This window comes from Ralstonia sp. ASV6 (genome assembly GCF_016429285.1).
Classification (GTDB): Bacteria; Pseudomonadota; Gammaproteobacteria; order Burkholderiales; family Burkholderiaceae; genus Ralstonia; species Ralstonia flaminis.
Window position 1 is genome coordinate 1 of record NZ_JAELUI010000067.1, and the last position, 16331, is coordinate 16331.

The 16331-nt window shown below is 65.0% G+C and carries 17 protein-coding genes and 1 tRNA gene; 14 read left to right on the forward strand and 4 right to left on the reverse strand.

Features of this window, described 5'->3' with window-relative positions; genetic code table 11:
• The 5 genes from JHD73_RS14675 to JHD73_RS14695 form a co-directional block, all read left to right on the forward strand.
• The coding region (locus tag JHD73_RS14675; protein ID WP_199031010.1) for a lipase secretion chaperone at positions 1-596 on the forward strand (596 nt) is incomplete at its 5' end.
• A 64-nt stretch (positions 597-660) separates the two neighbouring features.
• Positions 661-2403: a glutamine--tRNA ligase/YqeY domain fusion protein gene (locus JHD73_RS14680; RefSeq protein ID WP_199031011.1), complete on the forward strand. Its 1743-nt coding sequence runs from the start codon at positions 661-663 to the stop codon at positions 2401-2403.
• Positions 2404-2446: 43 nt separating this feature from the next.
• Positions 2447-3010, forward strand: a complete 564-nt coding sequence (locus tag JHD73_RS14685; protein ID WP_199031012.1) for a YceI family protein — start codon at positions 2447-2449, stop codon at positions 3008-3010.
• Between the two features lie 20 nt (positions 3011-3030).
• Positions 3031-3252 carry an RNA-binding S4 domain-containing protein gene (locus JHD73_RS14690; RefSeq protein WP_021195183.1) on the forward strand — a complete coding sequence of 74 codons (222 nt, stop codon included), beginning with the start codon at positions 3031-3033 and terminating at the stop codon, positions 3250-3252.
• 185 nt (positions 3253-3437) lie between these two features.
• On the forward strand, positions 3438-3821 hold the full coding sequence (locus JHD73_RS14695) for an MAPEG family protein (RefSeq protein WP_199031013.1): 384 nt from the start codon (positions 3438-3440) through the stop codon (positions 3819-3821).
• 53 nt (positions 3822-3874) lie between these two features.
• Here JHD73_RS14695 and JHD73_RS14700 read toward each other — a convergent pair whose 3' ends face one another.
• Both JHD73_RS14700 and JHD73_RS14705 read right to left on the reverse strand, forming a co-directional pair.
• Complete coding sequence (locus JHD73_RS14700) at positions 3875-5197, reverse strand: DUF3999 domain-containing protein (protein ID WP_199031014.1); 1323 nt, start codon at positions 5195-5197, stop codon at positions 3875-3877.
• The gene (locus tag JHD73_RS14705) at positions 5194-8043 is read right to left on the reverse strand and encodes a DUF2339 domain-containing protein (protein WP_199031015.1); all 2850 of its coding nucleotides are present in this window, start codon (positions 8041-8043) and stop codon (positions 5194-5196) included. Before JHD73_RS14705 ends, JHD73_RS14700 begins: the two co-directional genes overlap by 4 nt.
• A 212-nt stretch (positions 8044-8255) precedes the next feature.
• On the opposite strand from JHD73_RS14705, the gene JHD73_RS14710 reads away from it, so the two are divergent.
• From JHD73_RS14710 to JHD73_RS14730, 5 genes are all read left to right on the forward strand, one after another.
• Positions 8256-8807, forward strand: a complete 552-nt coding sequence (locus tag JHD73_RS14710) for a YaeQ family protein (protein ID WP_199031016.1) — start codon at positions 8256-8258, stop codon at positions 8805-8807.
• Between the two features lie 37 nt (positions 8808-8844).
• Positions 8845-9198, forward strand: a complete 354-nt coding sequence (locus JHD73_RS14715; protein ID WP_199031017.1) for an FKBP-type peptidyl-prolyl cis-trans isomerase — start codon at positions 8845-8847, stop codon at positions 9196-9198.
• 64 nt (positions 9199-9262) lie between these two features.
• Positions 9263-9338, forward strand: a tRNA-Cys gene (locus tag JHD73_RS14720).
• A gap of 136 nt (positions 9339-9474) precedes the next feature.
• Positions 9475-10203, forward strand: a complete 729-nt coding sequence (locus tag JHD73_RS14725) for a gamma-glutamylcyclotransferase (RefSeq protein ID WP_199031018.1) — start codon at positions 9475-9477, stop codon at positions 10201-10203.
• An 11-nt stretch (positions 10204-10214) separates the two neighbouring features.
• The gene (locus JHD73_RS14730; protein ID WP_199031019.1) at positions 10215-11003 is read left to right on the forward strand and encodes an ankyrin repeat domain-containing protein; all 789 of its coding nucleotides are present in this window, start codon (positions 10215-10217) and stop codon (positions 11001-11003) included.
• 28 nt (positions 11004-11031) lie between these two features.
• Here JHD73_RS14730 and JHD73_RS14735 read toward each other — a convergent pair whose 3' ends face one another.
• Positions 11032-12738, reverse strand: coding sequence for a long-chain fatty acid--CoA ligase (locus JHD73_RS14735; protein ID WP_199031020.1), 1707 nt, complete (start codon positions 12736-12738; stop codon positions 11032-11034).
• A 198-nt stretch (positions 12739-12936) separates the two neighbouring features.
• Here JHD73_RS14735 and trxA point away from each other — a divergent pair, with 198 nt between their 5' ends.
• From trxA to JHD73_RS14755, 4 genes are all read left to right on the forward strand, one after another.
• The gene (gene trxA, locus JHD73_RS14740; protein WP_199031021.1) at positions 12937-13782 is read left to right on the forward strand and encodes a thioredoxin; all 846 of its coding nucleotides are present in this window, start codon (positions 12937-12939) and stop codon (positions 13780-13782) included.
• Positions 13783-13784: 2 nt separating this feature from the next.
• Positions 13785-14450, forward strand: coding sequence for a DsbA family protein (locus tag JHD73_RS14745; protein WP_199031022.1), 666 nt, complete (start codon positions 13785-13787; stop codon positions 14448-14450).
• A gap of 81 nt (positions 14451-14531) precedes the next feature.
• Complete coding sequence (locus tag JHD73_RS14750; RefSeq protein WP_199031023.1) at positions 14532-14948, forward strand: bacteriohemerythrin; 417 nt, start codon at positions 14532-14534, stop codon at positions 14946-14948.
• 101 nt (positions 14949-15049) lie between these two features.
• The gene (locus JHD73_RS14755) at positions 15050-15373 is read left to right on the forward strand and encodes a co-chaperone YbbN (protein ID WP_021195195.1); all 324 of its coding nucleotides are present in this window, start codon (positions 15050-15052) and stop codon (positions 15371-15373) included.
• A 7-nt stretch (positions 15374-15380) separates the two neighbouring features.
• On the opposite strand, the gene tcdA is transcribed toward JHD73_RS14755, so the two are convergent.
• Positions 15381-16283, reverse strand: coding sequence for a tRNA cyclic N6-threonylcarbamoyladenosine(37) synthase TcdA (gene tcdA, locus JHD73_RS14760; protein ID WP_199031024.1), 903 nt, complete (start codon positions 16281-16283; stop codon positions 15381-15383).
• Between the last annotated feature and the right edge of the window lie 48 nt (positions 16284-16331).

The following is a 16331-nucleotide window of genomic DNA, read 5'->3' on the forward strand; positions in this document are numbered from 1 at the left end:
GCAGCAAACCGAGCCTTGAGCAGGTCCAACAGCATCCCGAAATCCTTGCCACGCTGCGGCAACAGATCGGCGCCCGCGCTGCGCTGCGCCGCCAATATCTGGGCGCGGATGTCGCCCAGGCCTGGTATGGCGACGAAGACGCGTTGGACACCGCCGCGCTCGACCGCCTGGCCGTGATGGCCGATCCCTCGCTCACCCCCGAGCAACGCGCCGCCAAGCTCGCAGCCATCGAGGCCAACCTACCGGCCGCCCTGCGAGAGGCCCGCCGCAATGCCTCCGCACCGGTCAAGCTCGCGAACGACATGGATTCCTGGACCAAGGTTGGTCTGAGCGAGGCACAGATCCGCCAGCGGCTGGCCGCCCAGGGCATCGACGGCATCGTGGCGGATCGCCTCGTACAGGCCAGCCGTGAAGAAGCCATCTGGCGTGGCCGCTACGACGCCTACGCCCAGCAGCGCGACCGCATCAACAACTTCCCCGGCCTGTCTGACGCCGACCGCGCCGCGCAGCTCACGCAACTGCGCCAGCAAGCCTTTCCTGCCCCAAATGAGGCGCTGCGTGCACAAGCGTTGGATGGCGTGGCGCAACGGAAATAAGGGACAACCCGGCAGAGCGCCCCGGGCACGGTAAAATCATGGGATTGCCGAATCAAGCATTCCCATGAGCCAAGACAACGCCAACGGGGCAACCGCCGCCCCAACGTCCAACTTCCTGCGCCAAATCATTGATGGCGACCTGACGCAAGGCACCTATGCCGGCCGTAAGGACTCCAAGGGCCAGGCCCTTCCGCCGGTCATCACGCGCTTTCCGCCGGAGCCCAACGGCTACCTGCACATCGGTCACGCCAAGAGCATCTGGGTGAACTTCGGCCTGGCCAAGGATTACCAAGGCCGCTGCCACCTGCGCTTTGACGACACCAACCCGGTCAAGGAAGACACCGAATACGTCGACTCCATCATCGACGCAGTGCACTGGCTCGGCTACTCGTGGGAAAACGGCACGGGCACGCACCTGTACTACGCCAGCGACTATTTCGAACAGCTCTACGGCTTTGCCGAAGTGCTGATCCAGCGCGGCGCCGCCTACGTCGACAGCCAAAGCGCCGAGCAGATCGCCGCCAACCGTGGTGACTTCACCAAGCCGGGCACACCATCGCCATTCCGTGATCGCTCGGTGGACGAGAACCTCGCGCTGTTCCGCGACATGCGCGCCGGCAAGTACAAGGACGGCGAGTTGGTGCTGCGCGCCAAGATCGACATGGCCGCGCCCAACATCGTGATGCGCGATCCGGTGCTGTACCGCATTCGCCATGCGCATCACCACCGCACCGGCGACGCGTGGTGCATCTACCCGATGTACGACTTCACGCATTGCATTTCCGATGCGCTGGAGAACATCACGCATTCGCTGTGCACGCTGGAGTTCGAGAACAACCGCCCGCTGTACGACTGGGTGCTCGATCATCTGCGTGACGCCGGCGCACTGCCCGCACCGTTGCCGCATCAGTACGAGTTTGCGCGCCTGCACCTGACCTACGCCATCACCAGCAAGCGCAAGCTGCTGCAACTGGTGAACGAACAACGCGTCGACGGCTGGGACGACCCGCGCATGCCGACGCTGGTGGGCATCCGCCGCCGCGGCTATACGCCGGAATCGATCCAGCTCTTCTGCGAACGCGTGGGCGTATCCAAAGCTGACAGCTGGATCGACATGAGCATTCTGGAAGGCGCCGTGCGCGACGACCTCGATGCGCGTGCGCCGCGTTCGGTGGCCGTGCTCGACCCGGTCAAGCTGATCCTCAACAACGTGCCGGCAGACTTCAACGAGCCGTGCTCGGCGCCGGTACACCCGAAGCAGCCTGAACTTGGCCGCCGTGAATTCCCGCTCACGCGCGAGTTGTGGATCGAGCGCGAAGACTTTACCGAGACGCCGCCCAAGGGGTACTTCCGCCTGTTCCCGGGCAACAAGGTGCGCCTGCGCTACGGCTACGTGATCGAATGCACCGGCTGCGACAAGGATGCCGACGGCAATATCACCGCTGTGCACGCCAACATCATCCCGGACACCAAAAGCGGCACGCCGGGAGCTGACAGCGTGAAGGTGAAGGGCAACATCCACTGGGTGAGCGCCGCGCATGCGCTTGAGGCCGAAGTACGCCTGTACGACCGCCTGTTCAGCGACCCGCAGCCGGATTCGGGCGACAAGAACTTCCTGGATGCGCTCAACCCGAACTCCAAGAAGATCGTCACGGCCTACCTGGAGCCGACACTGGCAACGGCCAAGCCGGAAGACCGCTTCCAGTTCGAGCGCCACGGCTACTTCGTGGCTGACCGCATCGACTCGCAACCGGGCAAGCCCGTGTTCAACCGCGTGGTCGGCCTGAAGGACAGCTGGGGCAAGTAAGCACAGGCCCATGCATGTGTGGGCCCCTGAGTAAGGAGGCACCATGCGTGCATGGTTTCTGATGCTGGCGGGGGTGCTCAGCACCTCTGCCCTTGCCGCACCGTTCACGCCAGACCTGGCACATACGTCGGTGTACTTCGGCACCTCGCACTTCGATCGATCTACGGTACGTGGCCGCTTCGACAAGATCGACGGCGCCATCGACTTTGACGAGGCGACGAGCCAAGGCGGTATCGATTTCACCATCGACGCCGCATCCGTCAATACGCGTCTGCCGGTGCTGGATGGTGTGCTGAAATCCGAGCAGTTTCTGGATGCTGCGCAGTTTCCGATCATCCGCCTGCGCAGCGATCGCTTTGTCGTACAAGACGGCAAGCTCGTCGCCATCGAAGGCAAGCTGACGCTGCGGGGCGTGACGCAACCGGTGCGACTGGATGTGCGCCGCTTCAACTGCGGCGACATGAAATTGGCCGGCACCACACGCCACGTATGCGGCGGCGATTTTCACCTCGCCATCGCCCGCAGCGCTTTCGGCATGACGCGGTTCCTGCCCGACGTGGGCGACCGCGTCGACCTCGACATCAGCGTGGAAGCTTCCCCGCAATAAACCACGCACTATTCTCTGCCATGCCCAACATCGATTTCGCCCTGAACACCGAATACATCGAGCTGCACAAGTTGCTCAAACTCACCGGCGTGGTCGACAGTGGCGGCGCCGGCAAGGCGGTCGTCGCCGATGGCGGCGTCACCGTTGACGGCCAGCCGGAGTCGCGCAAGACCGCCAAGATCCGTGCGGGCCAGGTGGTCATGCTGGGCGACATCCGCATCGCCGTGCACGAAGCTGACTAAGCGCCGCCAACAAAACCCAGCGTAGCGGTCCTGGCTAGGCGCGCCGACGCAGACAGTACAAGAAGTACGGCAAGGAGGCGTAACGACGCCAGGAGGGTTTTGTTAGCGGCGCTAACCCTTCTGGTGTTTGAAAACGCCACCTGTGCTACGGTGCGGCACCTTCACTACTGTCCAGGAGACTGACCATGCCGATCGCCCTCTGGTGCGTTCTGGTGGCGGCGGTGTTGCCGATCGTGTGCGTCGGCATCGCCAAGGCCCGTGGCCCGCGTTACGACAACCGCAACCCGCGCGCGTGGCTCGCGCAGCAAACCGGTCTGGCAAGCCGCGCCGGTGCCGCGCAGCAAAACCACTTTGAAGCGTTCCCGTTCTTTGCGGTGGCCGTGCTGGTGGCCATCCTGGGCGGCGGCATGATCGATCGCGTCAACCTGCTCGCCATCGCATTCGTCGTGGCACGCGTGCTGTACACGATCTGCTACCTGGCCGACTGGGCTGCCTTGCGCTCGCTCATGTGGTTTACGGGCTTTGGCCTGAGCGTTGCGCTGTTTGTGCAACCGGCCTTCGCGCACTGACGCTCCCACCTGCACGCAATAAGAAACGGCGCTCCTTGGCGCCGTTTTGTTTGCTACTGAGATGACCCCGGCGGTGTCGCCGACGTGCGGAACAACCGCCACGCCATGCCGCCCAGCACAACCACCGCAGCGACCAGCGCGCCCCACAGCACCCATTGACGCGTCCTGCCGCCGGGCGGCTCTGCCGTCATCGCATCGGAAGGCGAGTCACTCATCGCACCAAGCTGTGCGGGTGCGATTGCGGGCGAAGCACCCGCCAACAGATCCGCCCGTGCGATCGGGTTACCGCGTGCCACCTCCCCAACCGCAAGCACAAACGGCACGTTGCCGCGCGCCGCGTAGGTGACGGTGGCCGGACGCCAGCCGATCGCCAATTGCGGCGCGCCCGAACCCAAGCCGCCGCTGCGCGTGTCGACCTGCAGGCGCCAATAACGCTCGCCGGTGGCAGGCACGCTGATCGGCGCGTTTTCCTGTTCGCCTTGCCCACCAGCACTTGCCAGGTGGAACAGCCGCGTTGACACAACCGGCCGCCATTGCGCCTGCGCATCCGCTCGCGCGTACAGCGTTGCCTGCGCGACGGTGTTGGGCTGCGGCAGATGAATCTTCACGCGCTCCACCGGAAACGCACCGCCTGTATCAAACTGGTAGTCACCGGCAGCAGGTGTCAGCACCGGTGTCAGCCCCGTGCGCCACTGGATGGCGCTGTCGGCAGGCAACACGGGCGCACCGGCCGCCAGTTCCGCACGCACGCTGTCGGGCGCGGGCGGCTTGCCCTGCCAGGTCAGGCGCAGGTATTTCGCACGCAGGCCGGTGAACTCGATGCGATCCTGCAGCAGCGTGCTGCCCTGGTTGGACAAGCGGAACAACGTGGCCTGGCCCACCGGGTTCCAGTGCTGCATGTCGTCGCTGGCCTGCACGGTCACGCCGCTCTGGAATTCGGCGGCTGGCAAACCAACCACCAGCGCCGTCACGGTATCGTGCAACTGACTCAGGTCGACCAGCCACGCGCGCGCCGATTCCTGTGAGGCAAGCGTGCCAGTGGCCCGCAGGACACCGTCCGTGCCGAGCACGACGCCGGCAGCGCCCGGCTTCTGCGCTTCGTCGATGGGCGTGGCAAACCAGCGCACATCCTGCAGCGTGCGTGCCTGTGGTGCCGGATCGCGCGGGATCTCAATGGTGAACGGCACAGGCTCGCCGTCGCCGTTGAGGATGCGTAGGTCCGCCAGGCCGGTGTCGCGCGCATGGGCGTACACGTCTTCGCCGAGCGTGACAGCGTAGTACGGCGCACCGGGCGTACCCGTCAACGCAAAACGCTCAGCCCAGGCCGGCGCAGACAGCAGCGACGCTACGGCAATCGCAAGAACAACCTTCTTCACACAACCTCCTTGGTCTCGGCCTCACCCAGCGCCTTGCCCTTGGGCGGCAGCGGCGACAGATAGCCGATCAACAGCAGCAGCACGCCAATGCCGATGAACGAAACGATGCGCTCCACCCCCGTCACGCGCGACAGGTCGAAGAGGAACAGCTTGATCACCGTCACGCCCAGCAGCGCCGCACCCGTGAACCACAGCGCACGGCTCACGCGTCGCGTAGCAAACACCATCACGCCCAAAGCCAGCACCGTCCAGAACATCGACAGAGACGCCTGGACCAGCATCGAGTCCCCCAGGTCGTCCAGTGTGTATGGGATATGCGCCCAGTGGTGCAGCGTACGCAGCAGCACCGCATTGGCCCAGATGAACAGCGTGGCACCGACCGCGTAGCCGATCACCATCGGCTCAGGCACGAGCTTCTGCAGTGCCACGCGGCGCATCCACAGCGTGATGGCCAGGAAAACCAGCAACTGCGCCACGTCCAACGGGTTGAGGATGGGCAGGTAGAACAGCGGCGCGGCATCGCCGTTGCTGGCGGCGCTGACCAGGCTCCACAGCCACAGCAGCGCAGCCAGCGGCGCAGCCCCCCACAGCAGATAAGCGCGCTCGAAGCGGGCAATCGGCCAGCGGATGCGCCAGCCTGCGCCCGCCAGCAGCGCGAGCAACGCGCCATAGCCGTAGGCCCAGGCAGCAAAGCTCCATGTGCCTTCCGGCACGTAGGCATCCAGGCGCCAGTAGCCCTCGGTGGCCAACATGCCGCAAATCAGCCAGAACAGCACCGTATGCAGTGGCGCGAGGATGGCGTCGCCCCGCTTTTGCTCCATCGTGCGCTGCTGACGGCGCAGCAGCACAAAGGCCAGCACGATCGATGCGATCCACACCGCCCCACCCCACCCGGCCAGCGGCGACGGCGTCCAGTGTTCGATCGCCATCAACGCGATCAGCGCAAGCACGGGCGACAACGCCAGTGCAGGCCACTCCGCCAGCGCCCAGTCGAGCTTGCGGCGCAGGCCGTGCGCACCCCATGCGGTCAGCACCGCAAAGGCGGCGTAAAGCGGGATGTCCGGTCTGTCAACAGCCTTGGTGGCGAGGCGCCATGCATAGCGGTCGATCTCATCGCCACCACTGCCAAGCCACCACAGCAAGCCCCACACCGAGGCGGCCATGCCGAGCGCAGGTGCCACCTTCAGCCAGTCGCGCGCTTCGGCCTTGCCGTGCAGGCGCCAACCGCTGAAGAGGCCCGCCACAGCGATCAGCACCCCACCGATGTAGTGGCTGTTGAGCACCGGCCACTGCAGCGACGCCGACCACTCCAGCAGCACCCCCAAAACAAAGGCCACGCCCGCCGCCAGTTGCAGCAGCAAGCCAGCCGCCAGCGCCAGACGACGCTGCTGGCGCACGCTAGCCCAGACGACTGCGGCACCTTCCACCGCCCAGACTGCACTGGTCGTACGTCCGTCGAAGGCCAACGGAATCGCCAGGGTGATGAAGATCACGCCCAGCGCAAACATCGATTCAAACAGCAGCCCCAGGCGCGCCCGCTTGGGCGCGAGCCATGCGGCAATGCCCAGATAGAACGCCGCCAGCACCGCGGCACTCCACGCCATCGCAAACGGAATGTGGTGCACCAGCGCAGCCTGCAGGCCCATCGCCACCAGCGGCGTGCCGAACACCAGCGTGCCGTCTACGTAATGCTTGAGGCTGACATGGCGGCGCAGCGCGTACAGCAGCGCAATGCCCACATACATCAGGAAGAACAGGATCAGGAACGGCTCGGTGCTCTTGAGCAACGCAGGCTCGTAGCGCAGCGCACCCCAAGCCGTGGCAATGCCAAAGGTGAACACGAAGCCCAGCAGATTCAGCGCGCGCCATGCACGGAACCACGCGATGGCGAAGATGCCTGCGTTAAGCAGCGCGTAGTAGCTGAACAGCGCCACATGGCTACCCTGCCCGGTCGAAATCAGGATCGGTGCCAGGAAACCACCCGCGCTGCCGGTAAAGGCCAACGCCGGCGCGTTCTGCTTGACGGCCAGCCCGGCTGCCAATGCGCAGATCAGCACAAGCAACGGAAACGCCATCCCCGGCGTCAGCAACGGCACCATGCGTGTCGCCGCAAAGACAGTCAGGTACAGCACCCCGACCCCACCGCCCTGCAGCACCAGCGCATAACCGGGGCGCTTATCGCGCAGGCGCCAGCCAATGCCCAGCAGCACGATCGCCCCAACCGCCACCCCCGCGAGGCGGAACTCAACCGGCAGCAGGCTGTTGTCGGCCGCATACTTGAGCAGGAAGGCCACGCCAAAGAACAGGATCAGGATGCCGACCCGCACCACGCTGTTGCCGCCCAGCAGCCAATCACGTGCGGCGCCGACAGCGCGTTCCACCCAATCGGGTTCGTGGGGGATCAGCGTGGGTTGGGCAACCGGCGGAGCAACAGGCACCGGTTGCGACACAGCGGGCGCCTCCACGGGCGGCAACGATTCGGCAACGATGGGCACCGGCACCGCTTCAGGCACAGGAGCCACCACGGGTTCGACGGCCGCCGGCGCTTGCGGCGCGGGCGTTGCAAACGACTGCCCTTTCAGCTCGGCGATCTGGCGGCGCAGCAGCGCCACCTCATGCTCCAGCCGCGTTACACGCTCATTGATCGGCACAGCCACCGGCACCTGCGCCGGCGCATTGCCCTGGGCGACGTCAGGCGCCTTGGCCCATTGCGAGCTGGCCCGCTTGTCCATGACCAGGATCAGCGAAGCCAATCCGACACCGATCAGCGCGCCAAAGAACGCGCCAACCACACCCCCTGAGAAAGCCCCGAACACCAGGCCCACGATTCCGAAAATCCAACGCATCGTTCTGATTGTCCTGTTGGTATTGGAAAATGCGCGCGCATTTCCTGCGCCCCGGGCAACCCGACACCTGCCCAAGATGCGCACACCGCTTGCGTATACAGCAATCCGGCCCCGAAGGGAATGTACCAAAGTACGAAAGCGCCAAACGGCACGACAACCGCGTCACGATGCCGTGCGACAATGCGCGCTTTGCTGAAAAACCCGCTGCCCGAATGGCCCTCAAATCCACGATCTACAAGGTCGATCTACAGATCGCCGACATGGATCGCCACTACTACGGCAACCACGCGCTGACCGTCGCCCGCCACCCGAGCGAGAACGACGAGCGCATGATGGTGCGCGTGCTCGCTTTTGCCCGCCACGCCAGTGAAACGCTCGCCTTCACGCGCGGCCTGTCCGAGCCCGACGAGCCCGAACTCTGGCAACGTGACCTGACCGACGCCATCGAACTCTGGATCGACCTCGGCAATCCCGACGAAACCCGCGTGCGCAAGGCCAGCAACCGTGCCGAGCAGGTCGCTGTGTATACGTATAGCGGCAATGCCAGCCGCGTGTGGTGGCAGCAGATCGAAAACAAGGTCGCGCGCTTTGCCAACCTGTCGGTCTACGAAGTGGCGCCCGACACCGTAGCCGCGCTGGCCGCCATGGTAGAACGCACCATGCGTCTGCAGGTCACCATCCAGGATGGCGACATCTGGATCGCCAACGACGCGGACAACGTCCACGTCCAGCTTGAAACGCTCAAAGCCGCACAGGCTGCCTGAGCCCTCTCTCATCCACGCCCACACCACGAGGTTCAACATGACCACCACGACCACCGCTAGCGGCCTGCAATATGAGGACGTCGTCGTCGGCGACGGCGCAGAGGCCGCCGCCGGCAAGTACGTCACCGTGCACTACACCGGCTGGCTGTACGACAACGGCCAGGCTGGCAAGAAGTTCGATTCCAGCAAAGACCGCAACGATCCGTTCGCCTTCCCGCTGGGCGCCGGCCACGTCATCAAGGGCTGGGATGAAGGCGTACAAGGCATGAAGGTGGGCGGCACGCGCAAGCTCATCATCCCGGCCGAGCTGGGTTACGGTGCGCGCGGCGCGGGCGGCGTGATCCCCCCGAACGCAACATTGCTTTTCGAAGTCGATCTGCTGGAAGTCTGATCCTGCGCTAGAATCGCGCCCGGCCTGCGATAGATCATCCGACACATCGCAGGCCCCCTCCCCCGGCGGGGTGGCAGAGTGGTCAATGCTGCGGCTTGCAAAGCCGTATAAGACGGTTCAATTCCGTTCCCCCGCCTCCAGTTTTCCGGCCTCACCGTGCGTACCGTTGCGGCCGCGCCATAGCCAAACGCTTCCCGACCCGAGCAACGCGATATTTCAGCGGGATCGCCCATCCGCCTGCGTGACCACGCGTAACGATTGCTCTATGCTTGCGACATGGCCGTCACCCGAGAGGATCTCGAACAGAACCGGTTGCGCGACGCCCTGGGTGATTCACCCGTCGCGTCGTCGTTGCTAACCGAGGCTGCGCTGGAAGCGTCGCTTGCATCGACGCTCGCGCGGTTGTCGAGTGCGCCCTGCGAATGCCAGGACGCCTGGGTGTTCGGGTACGGCTCCCTGATCTGGAACCCGATGATCTTCCACACCGCGGCGGCGCCCGCCACGGTACACGGATACCACCGCGGCTTCTATCTGTATTCCCGCATCAATCGCGGCACCTGGGACAACCCGGGGCTGGTGCTCGGCCTGGACCGTGGCGGCAGTTGCCGGGGCATGGCCTTCCGCGTGCCGCGCGCCCATGCCGAACGTGAATTCCGCGTGTTGTGGCGCCGCGAGATGCTGACCGGCGCCTACCAGCCGCGCTGGCTGCCCACCGAGATCAACGGCGAACGCGTCTTCGCGCTGGCCTTTGTCATGAACCGTGCGCATGACGCCTACGCCGGCCGCCTGCCCGACGAGCGCGTGGTCGGCTGCCTGCGCGATGCGGTCGGCCTCTACGGGCCGGCACGTGAATATCTGCAACGCACGCTGATCGGCCTGGCCAGCAACGGACTGCACGATCCGTATCTGGACCGTCTGTGGACACGCCTGCAGGCAATGGATGCCGCCAACGCACCTGCCACGGCCGAGCCTACAGAGCAGCCCGACCCTTATCTCAGCGCCTGAGCCCTCCAGCCATGCTCCTCGCCCGCCATCCCGCGCTCAACCAGCTGATCGGTGTCATGCTGGGTCTCGCGCTGGCAGTGGGTGACATGGCCAACGCCTGGCAAGAGCAGCATCTGCCGACGCTGCGTGTGGCTGCCAGTACAAGCACCAAAGCCACGCCCGGTGCCGCGCCTGCCACGCGTCCAGCCCATCGCAGCGACCCTGCCACGCGTGACCGCGACCTGATTGCCGCCGCCCAAACCGGCAACACAATGGTCATCCAGGCGCTGCTGGCCGACGGTGCCAGCCTCAAGGCGCGCGATGCCGAGGGCCGCACCGCGCTCATTGCCGCCGTGGCAGCGCATATGGGCGCGGCGGCCCGCCTGCTCATCCAGGCCGGCGCCGACGTCAACGTGCAGGACAACGCCCAGAACAGCGCCTTCCTGCTCGCCGCAAGCCAGGGCGATGCGGAAACCGTGCGTCTGGCGCTCTCGCACGGGGCCAACCTGCGCGCCACCAATGCCGAGGGCGACACCGCGCTGATCCCGGCTGCGCGCCGGGGTTACGTGGAAGTGGTGAACGAACTTGCCAAGGCCGGCGTACCGCCCGACGCAACCAACAACCTCGGCCTGACGGCGCTGATCGAAGCCGTGGCCATGGGCGATGGCAGCGACAAGTACGAAAAGATCGTGCAGCTCCTGCTCGACGCGGGCGCCGATCCAAACATGCCCGACCGGGCTGGCGTTACGCCAATGCGGCATGCGCGCCAGCGCGGCTTTCACGGTATCGGCGCGCTGCTCTTCAAGGCACGCGGGCATTGAAAAAGGGGCCACCCGGGCCCCTTCCTCTTTAGGCTGCTGCCGGTTTTTCAGCCGCCGCGTTCCTGGCGTTCTCCTGCTCCTGCAGCGTGCGCCACATCACCTTGCCCGTGCCGGACTTGGGCAACGCATCGACAAACTCCACCACACGCGGATACTTGTACGCGGCCATGTTGTCGCGCGCCCAGTTGATGATGTCGTCTTCCGTGGTTTTGCCCTTGGCATGCGCCTTGAGCACGACCACGGCCTTGACCGACTCGCCGCGATACGCGTCCCGCGTGCCGATGATGCAGGCCTCCTGCACGTCCGGATGCTTATACAGCAGGCTCTCCACCTCGGCTGGCCAGACCTTGAAACCCGAGGCGTTGATCATGCGTTTCAAGCGGTCGGTCAGGAAGAAGTAGCCGTCTTCATCCATCTTGCCGAGGTCGCCCGTGCGGAAGAACTTTTTGCCCTCGAACTCGATGAAGACCTCGGCGGTGGCTTGCGGCTTGCCCCAGTAGCCCAGGAACACCTGCGGGCCGCTGACGATGATCTCGCCCACCTCACCAATGGGCAGCTCCTGCAGTGTCTGCGGGTCGACGATGCGTGCGTCGGTGTTGAACACGGGAATGCCCAGGCACTGTTGCTTGGCCCGGTCGGCCGGGTTGCTGTGCGTGGGCGCGATGGTTTCCGACAGGCCGTAGCCTTCCTGGTACGCCAGGTTGAAATCTTTCAGCAGGCGCTCGGCCACGGCCTGGGGCATCGCCGCGCCGCCACCGCCGATGTAAGCCAGGCTCGACAGGTCGAACTCCGCCAGTTGGGGGCTCGCCAGGAAGTCGATCACCATGGTCGGGATGTTCGTCCAATGCGTGATCTTGTAACGCGAGATCAGCCGCCCGGCCACTTCGCGATCCCAGCGCGGCAGCATCACCACCGTGGAGCCCATGTAGATCGGCGCGTTCATGCCGTACTGCATGCCGGTCACGTGGAACAGCGGGATGATCGACAGGCTCACGCCTTCTTTGGTTGAACTCGACCACATCGAGCCGCCCACAACGTTGTGCATGACGGTGCGGTGCGGGTGCATGCAGCCCTTCGGGAACCCGGTGGTGCCCGACGTGTACGGCATCACAGCCAAGTCGTCCGGCCCGGCGGTGTGCAGGCCAGGGACCAGGCGCTGGGCCAGCACATCGCTCCAGGCAACGGCGCCCGGCTGTGCCGGATGCTCCGCCGTGATCCACGCAGGCGGCGCATCTTCGGGGTATTCGTACGTGGCCGGCAACGCGTCGGCGTACGACGTCACCAGCAGATGCTTCGTACGTTGCGCTTCTGGCAGTTCGGCGTTGGACGTCGTCACGTTGACGGCCAGATCCGCACTGCAGATGACCGTGGCGGCGCCCGCATCGGTGATGTAGTGCTTGAATTCTTCCGGCCGGTTCATCGGGTTGACTGGCACCACCACCGCGTCGGCGCGCAGGATGCCGTAGTAGGCGGCCATGAACTGCGGGCAGTTCTGCATGTACAGCAGCACGCGGTCGCCCTTCTGCACGCCGGCCACCTGCTGCAGCCAGCCGGCCACGGCGAGCGCGTCGTCGTGCAGTTCACGGAAGGTGGTGTGGCGGCCGTAGAAGATGATCGCGTCTTTGTCCGGATAGCGTCGCGCGGACACTTCCAGGTTGTACCAGAGACTCGTTTGCGGCGAGCCAATGTTGTGCGGCATGCGCCGGGGCCAGAACTGGAAGTGCGGTCGTGTCATATCGTGTCTCCGTGAATCTGTCTGTTGTTTTTACCCGATGGTATCCGAACGATCGTTCTATTTTCAACCGTTGTCAGGACAGCCATTTTTAAGAACGCGAAAACAACCTGGAAGCAGCCCCAAACACCCCCAAGTAGAATGCTCGACACACCGCCGGCAAACACAGCCGGCCGCACTTTTCCCAGGAGAACCCCGCCGATGAGCGACGTCACCTCGCAGAGTTTCGCGCAAGAAGTGATCGAAACATCTCGCCAAGTCCCGGTACTGGTCGATTTCTGGGCGCCGTGGTGCGGGCCCTGCCGCACGCTGGGCCCGATGCTGGAAAAGCTCGAGGCTGAATACGCCGGCAAGTGGAAGCTCGCCAAGGTCAATTCAGATGAAAACCCCGAGTTGTCAGCGCACTTCAACGTGCGCAGCATTCCGTACGTGGTCGCCTTTGTGGACGGCAAGCCGGTCGACCAGTTTGTCGGCGTGCTGTCTGAAGGGCAGTTGCGTGGGTTTCTTGACCGCGTGATCCCGCAGCCAGCCGACGTGGCCTACCGCGAAGGGCTGGCCGAGCGCCAGGCCGGCGAGGTCGCCCATGCGCGCGAGGCCTTTCAGAATGCGCTGGCGTTCGACCCCGGCTTCGATGCGGCACGCTTCGAGCTGGTCAACCTGCTGCTGGACAGCGGGGACGTACGCGCAGCGCAGGGTGAGTTCGCGCTGCTCTCGCCCAAGGCACCGCAGGACGAGCGCTACGGCCCGCTGCAAACGCGCCTGAAAGCCACAGAACACGCCGATGCGCTGCCCGATGCCAACGCCCTGCGCATGCGCGTCGAGAGCGAACCCAACAACCTGCAAGCCCGCCTGGACCTTGCCGAGCGGTACATCGCGCAGCAAAACTACGAAGCCGCACTCGAACAGCTGATCGCCATCGTCGAGCGCGACCGCGCCTTCCGCGACGACATCGCGCGCAAGACCATGGTGTCGGTGTTCGACATGATGCGCGACGCACCACAGGCGGTGTCGCACTGGCGCCGCCAGCTGGCCTCCAAACTGAACTGACCATGCGACTCATCTACGTAGCCGATCCGATGTGCTCGTGGTGCTACGGCTTCGGCCCGCAGCTTGCCGATCTGCGCAAGCGGCTGGGCGAGCTGCTTGGCGCGCCGGTGCCTGTCACGCTCATCACCGGTGGCCTGCGCCCCGGCCAGCGCGAGCCCATGGCGGCGGACAAGCGCGACGAGATCCTCCACCACTGGCACGCCGTGGCCGAGCGCAGCGGCATGCCGTTCGACCAGTCGCCCGAGGTGGCCATGCGCCGCGATGGTTTCGTCTACGACACCGAGCCCGCCTGCCGCGCCGTGGTCATGGCGCGCGAACAGTGGGGCGAGGATGACGAGCGCGTGCTCACGCTCTTTCATGCCGTGCAGCATGCCTTCTATGCCGAGGGCCGCGACACGACGCAGGCCGACGTGCTGCGCGACGTCGCCATTGCCAATGGCATCGACGCCGCGCACTTCGACGCCGTGTTCGACACCGACGCCCTGCGCGACGAAACACGCGAGGACTTCCGCCTCTCCCGCCGCTGGGGCATCAACGGCTTCCCCAGCCTGCTGGCCGAGCAGAACGGCACGCTGTACCAGATCGGACGCGGCTATGCGCCATCGGTGGCGCTGTATGCGCGAGCGGTGGAAGTGATGCAGCAGCATCCCGCGGCAGACGCTGAATAAGCGATTTGCCCGGCGTCAAACCAGACTACAAAGGCCGTCGCGTAAGCTGACGGCCTTGTCCATCCCGCACATCCACCCGCCATGCCCGTGATCGAATGGTCTGAAGCGCTCCAGCTCGGCGACGCCGCCACCGACGCGAACCACGCCGAGTTCTGCGCACTGCTCAACACCGTGGCCGACGCGTCGGACGCCGACTTCATTGCTGCACTCGACGCCTTCATCGCGCATACCGAAATCCACTTCGGCGAAGAAAACGCGTGGATGGACGCGGCGGAGTTTCCCCCACGCCATTGCCATCGCGGTGAGCACGACAACGTGCTGGCGCTGTGCCGTGAAGTGCGCAAGCGTGCCGCTGCGGGCGAAATGGAACTGGGGCGCCGTCTGGTGGCGGAACTGCCCGAGTGGTTTGCCCAGCACGTGGACGTGATGGACCGCATGATGACGACGTATCTCGCACAAATGGGCAGCCAGATGCGCAACATCGAGCACGTCGGCTGAACACGGGTTGTCGATCGGGTTCTGCCTGCCTAGAGTCAGAGTGGATCTGCTCGCGCGCCGTTGCTGCGCGGGAGCTTCCCCACCCCGACGAAGGAGTGCCCATGAAGATCGTCAACGATGCCTCGTTTCAGTCAGACGTGATCGACGCCTCGCAAAGCAAGCCCGTGGTCGTGTGCTTTGCCGCAGAGTGGAGCCACCCCAGCCAGTGTGCGGTAGCCAGCCTGGAGAAGATGGAGTCGAGCTACGCGGGGCGCGCCACGTTCGTCACCATGGACTTTGACGAGAACGAGGGCACCGCGGCCAAGTACGGCGTATCGGTCATGCCGGCGTTCGTGCTGTTCGCCAACAGCCAGCCGAGTAGCGAATGGTCGGGGCGCTACGCAGACCAGATCCAGGAAAAGCTGGACCAGCTCCTGCCCCACTAGCCCCCTATCAGACGGCCGCGATCGCTCGCAAGGCGGTCGACGCCGCCACCATCCCGAACACCGCCGTCACGCACACCGACGAGCCGAAGCCTGCGCAAGCCAACCCTTGCGGGCCTTGCGAAGGCTGCGGTGCGGGCGGCGCATTGACGACTTCGATCTCCCCAGCCGCCGCCAGATCATCAATGCCGGCGTGGCTCGACTCAGCAGGCAACTCGACTGCGCAGGCCTGCTGTTCCGGCTCCGGATAGCGCAGCGGCTCATCCGAGAACACGGCATCGATACCGAAGCGCGACTTGGGGTTCTTTGAGAAGCCATGCTGACGGCGCAGGTTGCCGCGCACCTTGGCGAGCAGCGGGTCTTGAATCGTGCGGGTGAGATCGGTCACGCGAATGCGCGTCGGGTCCAGTTGCCCGCCTGCCGCACCGCAGGTCACCACGCGTTTGCCGGTGCGCTTGCAGAACGCGAGGATGGCGGTCTTCACCTTCACGGCATCGATGGCGTCGATCACGTAGTCGAACGGGTGGCCAAGCAATGCCTCGACGTTTTCCACGGTGACGAAATCGTCGATGCGGCTGATCTCTGCACGTGGGTTGATCTGCAGGATGCGCTCCGCCATGGCATCGACCTTGGCCATACCGTAGGCATCGCCCAGCGCGTGAATCTGGCGGTTGGTGTTGGAGACGGCAATGTGGTCGAGATCGATCAGCGTGAGCTTGCCGACACCGCAACGCGCCAGAGCTTCGGCCACCCATGAACCCACCCCGCCGATGCCGATCACGCACACGTGTGCGGCCGCAAAACGCTCCAGCGCGTTGGGGCCATACAAGCGTGCGACACCGCCAAAGCGGCGTGCATATTCGTCATCGAGAATGGGCGGGTGCGCGGGTGCGCTGATTGCTACTTGGCTCATGACACAATTGAATCGGGACTGCGCCGAACTATATAACAACGCGGCGAG